Source organism: Deinococcus aerolatus (genome assembly GCF_014647055.1).
Lineage (GTDB): Bacteria > Deinococcota > Deinococci > Deinococcales > Deinococcaceae > Deinococcus > Deinococcus aerolatus.
The window spans coordinates 1-3,388 of the sequence record NZ_BMOL01000050.1 but is presented as its reverse complement, the minus strand read 5'-3'; the positions used below and the strand labels follow the sequence as shown (position 1 = coordinate 3,388).

Annotated in this window: 5 protein-coding genes; 2 read left to right on the top strand and 3 right to left on the bottom strand. The window is 64.1% G+C overall.

The window, feature by feature from the left end; all coding sequences use genetic code 11:
* Positions 1 to 97: 97 nt before the first annotated feature.
* On the top strand, positions 98 to 652 hold the full coding sequence (locus tag IEY31_RS18390) for a DNA/RNA helicase domain-containing protein (RefSeq protein ID WP_188974406.1): 555 nt from the start codon (positions 98 to 100) through the stop codon (positions 650 to 652).
* Between the two features lie 110 nt (positions 653 to 762).
* Here the strand turns inward: IEY31_RS18390 and IEY31_RS18385 are convergent, their stop codons facing one another.
* Positions 763 to 1,734 carry an ice-binding family protein gene (locus IEY31_RS18385; protein ID WP_188974405.1) on the bottom strand — a complete coding sequence of 324 codons (972 nt, stop codon included), beginning with the start codon at positions 1,732 to 1,734 and terminating at the stop codon, positions 763 to 765.
* A 336-nt stretch (positions 1,735 to 2,070) separates the two neighbouring features.
* On the opposite strand from IEY31_RS18385, the gene IEY31_RS19135 reads away from it, so the two are divergent.
* Positions 2,071 to 2,271 carry a transposase gene (locus IEY31_RS19135; protein ID WP_373289193.1) on the top strand — a complete coding sequence of 67 codons (201 nt, stop codon included), beginning with the start codon at positions 2,071 to 2,073 and terminating at the stop codon, positions 2,269 to 2,271.
* A 91-nt stretch (positions 2,272 to 2,362) separates the two neighbouring features.
* On the opposite strand, the gene IEY31_RS18375 is transcribed toward IEY31_RS19135, so the two are convergent.
* On the bottom strand, positions 2,363 to 2,632 hold the full coding sequence (locus IEY31_RS18375) for a hypothetical protein (RefSeq protein ID WP_188974403.1): 270 nt from the start codon (positions 2,630 to 2,632) through the stop codon (positions 2,363 to 2,365).
* A gap of 254 nt (positions 2,633 to 2,886) precedes the next feature.
* The gene (locus IEY31_RS18370; RefSeq protein WP_188974402.1) at positions 2,887 to 3,303 is read right to left on the bottom strand and encodes an IS1 family transposase; all 417 of its coding nucleotides are present in this window, start codon (positions 3,301 to 3,303) and stop codon (positions 2,887 to 2,889) included.
* Between the last annotated feature and the right edge of the window lie 85 nt (positions 3,304 to 3,388).

Sequence of the window (3,388 nt, the reverse complement as noted above, 5' to 3'; positions counted from 1 at the left end):
GGTCTGGTCAGCGTAGCCGCTGACCGGGGCGAAGTGACTTGGCCCGTGGTCCTGTCCGAGGGGTTCATTCCAGGATTTCCTCCGGCTCGGGGCCCAGATGCCCGGCTGGGCCATGCTGGTGGGCCTGATCGGCGAGGGCCAGGAAATCTACATCGGCGAAGAGGGAGGCCTGGCCGGGTGGAACGCCGCACTGGAAGGCAGCGAGAAGTCTTGGATCTTGCACGCCCCCGAGAAGATCACCCACCTGTTTCCGAACGCCGCGCAGGTGCTGAGCAACGACGCGCTGGACCTCACGGTGTCGCTGCGCTCGCATCTCGCCGAAGACCTGTACCGCTGGGTGCACGCCCTGCTGGATGGCGAGGAGGAGGATGCAAGAGGGCTGACCGGGCGTGTCCAGTCTCAAGGCTTCGAGGTGTACCTGACCCGTGACCTAGAAGCGGCCAAAGCCTACGTGCGGACTCGGTACGAGGACGCCGAGGACAAGCGGTACGGCCTGCTGGCGTCCAGCAAGGCCAGCAACCCCAATCGAGCATTAGACACGCTGGACGACTTCTCTGACGTGCTGGCCGAACGTTGCGCCTGGCTTGAAACACAGCCGGACCTCCTCACCCAGCACACCCTCTTTCACTGGTGGGCTCTCTCAACCAACTAATCGGAGTCCGTATGAGACCCAGCCGGAATGGCTGAACCCGGTCGACCCAGATGCGCGAGCGCAGAAGATGCAGACCCGGATCTGGGTCTGCATCGTTCAAATCATGCGTTTTACGGCGTGGTGACGGTGCTGGCGTCCAGCGTCACGGCGGTCTGCGCCAGAGCCCGGCCGTGCATCACCGCGCCGGTCTGCAGCACGATCCCGGTTTTCCCGAGAACCACGCCCTCCAGGCCGCTGCCGGTTCCGAGCGTCACCGCACCCGCCACCACCCAGGTGATGTTTTTCGGCTGCGCACCGCCCGCGAGCGTCACGTGCACGCCGCTAGCGAGATTCAGCGTCTGCCCGACCTGCAGGATCCAGGTGTCGTTCGGCCCTCCCTTCAGCGTCACGTCGTTGCTGGCGAGGACCGCGCTGCTCCACTTGTACAATCCGGGTGCGAGGGTGAGCCCGCCGAGTTCCCCGGACGCCAGTTCCGTGGCGGTGGGATTCGCCCGTCCAGCCGCGTCGGTGTACGCGGTGCCCATGTCTCCAACGGCAGTGGTCAGCTTGACCTGGGTGGGTGAGGCCATGTTCGCGGCGTACAGCCGTCCGGTGACGTACGGCGAGGTGGAGAAGCTGTTCGTAGCGTCCATGGTGTCCGAGAAGCCGGTGTAGTACGTCCCGGCCGCCGGGCTGAGCCCCAGGTCCCCGGTGACGCTCGTGGGGCCGGTGGTGGACACCGCGCTCTGCGCCAGGATCGCGAAGTCCCCTGCGGTGCCCAGAGCCACCGGGGCGGGGCCGGCCGCGGCAACGAAGCTCCAGCCGGTGGCGACCAGCGGGATGCCGGCCGCGGCGGTGATGGCGCCGCTCAGGGCGACACTGTACTGAACGCCGCGGCGGAGCAGGGTGCTTGGCGTGAAGGTGGCCGTGCGGCTCGCCACGTCATACCTGACCATGCCGGGCACCGTAACCCCAGCGCTGTCCCGCAGGGTGAAGCTGCTGCTGGTCAGGGTCGCGGCGTTCATGTCAGCGCTGAAGGTCGCCGTGATGCGGGCGTCCTGCAGCACGCTCGTCTGAGAGGTGCGCGGGCTGGTCGCCGTCACCGTGGGCGCAGGCGCAGGAACGGGTGCGGGTCCAGGGGGTGGTGTGGGATCTGGGATTGGGTTTGGCCCGGGAGCTGGCGTTGGGTTCGGGGACGGTGAGGTGACCGGCGGCACGGACGCGTACGAATCAGTGCCTCCACAGGCACTGAGCAGCCCGGTGGTGGCCACCGCCATGAAGCAGAGAAGGACTGTGGCGGGCGGCGAACGCTGAATTGCTTTTAACATAGAGCTCCTTGGGTGCCGTTTAACCATGACATCAAGCGTCAAACAGCCACGTCACATCCTGGCGGGCTCCAGGGTTGGTGAAGATGCGTCAGCACCTGCCACTTCGGGGAATTGACGTTTCATTCGCAGAAAATAAGGATCTTGATCTCGGTACGCTTTGCGCGTCGAGACTGCCTGCACTGTCCGGTACGCCAACGCTGCACCCGCAATGTCAGCGGGCATGCCCGCGAGTTGACGCTGATGCCTCGGGAACTATTTGAGGCCAGAACGGCACAGCGCGAGGCCCCAGCTGCCCCGTCCCGCCGTCCATAACCTCAGCTCAGCGGAACGGCTGGAGATGGGTGCGGGCCTGTAAATCCGTGCGGCAGGTCAGCGCCACGCGGCGAGGGTCCTCATATGGCCCCTACTCATGGCTGAAATCGGTGGCCACCATCTGCGCCTCGGTAGTCGAAGTGTTGCGTCGGCGTGCTTGGCTGGCGGGATCCGTCCTGCGTGAGAATCCGGTGCTGCGCTCAAAGTAGAGATACGAGAAGCCAGGGACGCTGTACTGGGGGAAAACGCTCTGCCGATAGGTCTGCTCACACCTGGCCTCGAAGACCCAGCGTGGTAGGGCCCGCCCAGCGTTCTTGAGGACCACCACCGGAACGATCACCGCGAAGAAGAACAGCACCATGTAGAGCGGCCAGAGGACGGGCTGTCTGGGCGGCGGCAGGGGTGGCCGTGATGCCGGGCGCACCTGGGCACTCCCATGACGGCCCAGTGGGTGACAGCCTGACGGCAACTCGCTCATCTGGAGGGCAGCTCATCCAGGACTCCAGCCAGAGGATGGAAGGTTTGACGAGAAGCTCCCGTGACGTGCAGCCGCTCCAGAGCGGGCAATCTGCTCTTCCACCCCTGGACCCGCCCGACACCCGATGGGTAGAGGGTTCAAGGTAATGACGCGTTGTAGCGGTGAATGAACAGCCAGATCAGCATCTCCAGATTGGCTTGCTTGCGGCTGAAAGACAGCGTTTTTCGAACCAGATGCGCCAGGCGCACTCTGAGCGTGGCATTGAATCGCTCCATATGTTGGGTGCCACCGATGCGGTGCAGCGCGCCAAAAACGACACTTTTGTAGGCCCCCAGGCGGTCTGTGTGACAGACCGCGTCAAGGTAAGGGGTGGGTAGACCCTCCCACAATCCAAATGCGCTGATTGCATCCCGCCGTCCCATAAAGCAACTCACGATTTTGCGCGTGTGTCGGTCCATGGCGAGCCAAATCCAGAGCTGATGGGTGTGCCGCATCACAAATGTGCATAATTCATCGCATTCCAGCACCAGCGGCGCTGGTGCTGGAATGCTCACCGTTTTGAGGACACCACCCTGGCGGCCTGACAGATTTTATGAGATTGGACGGAAAACGAGTTGCCAGCCGACCTCCAGTTTGGTT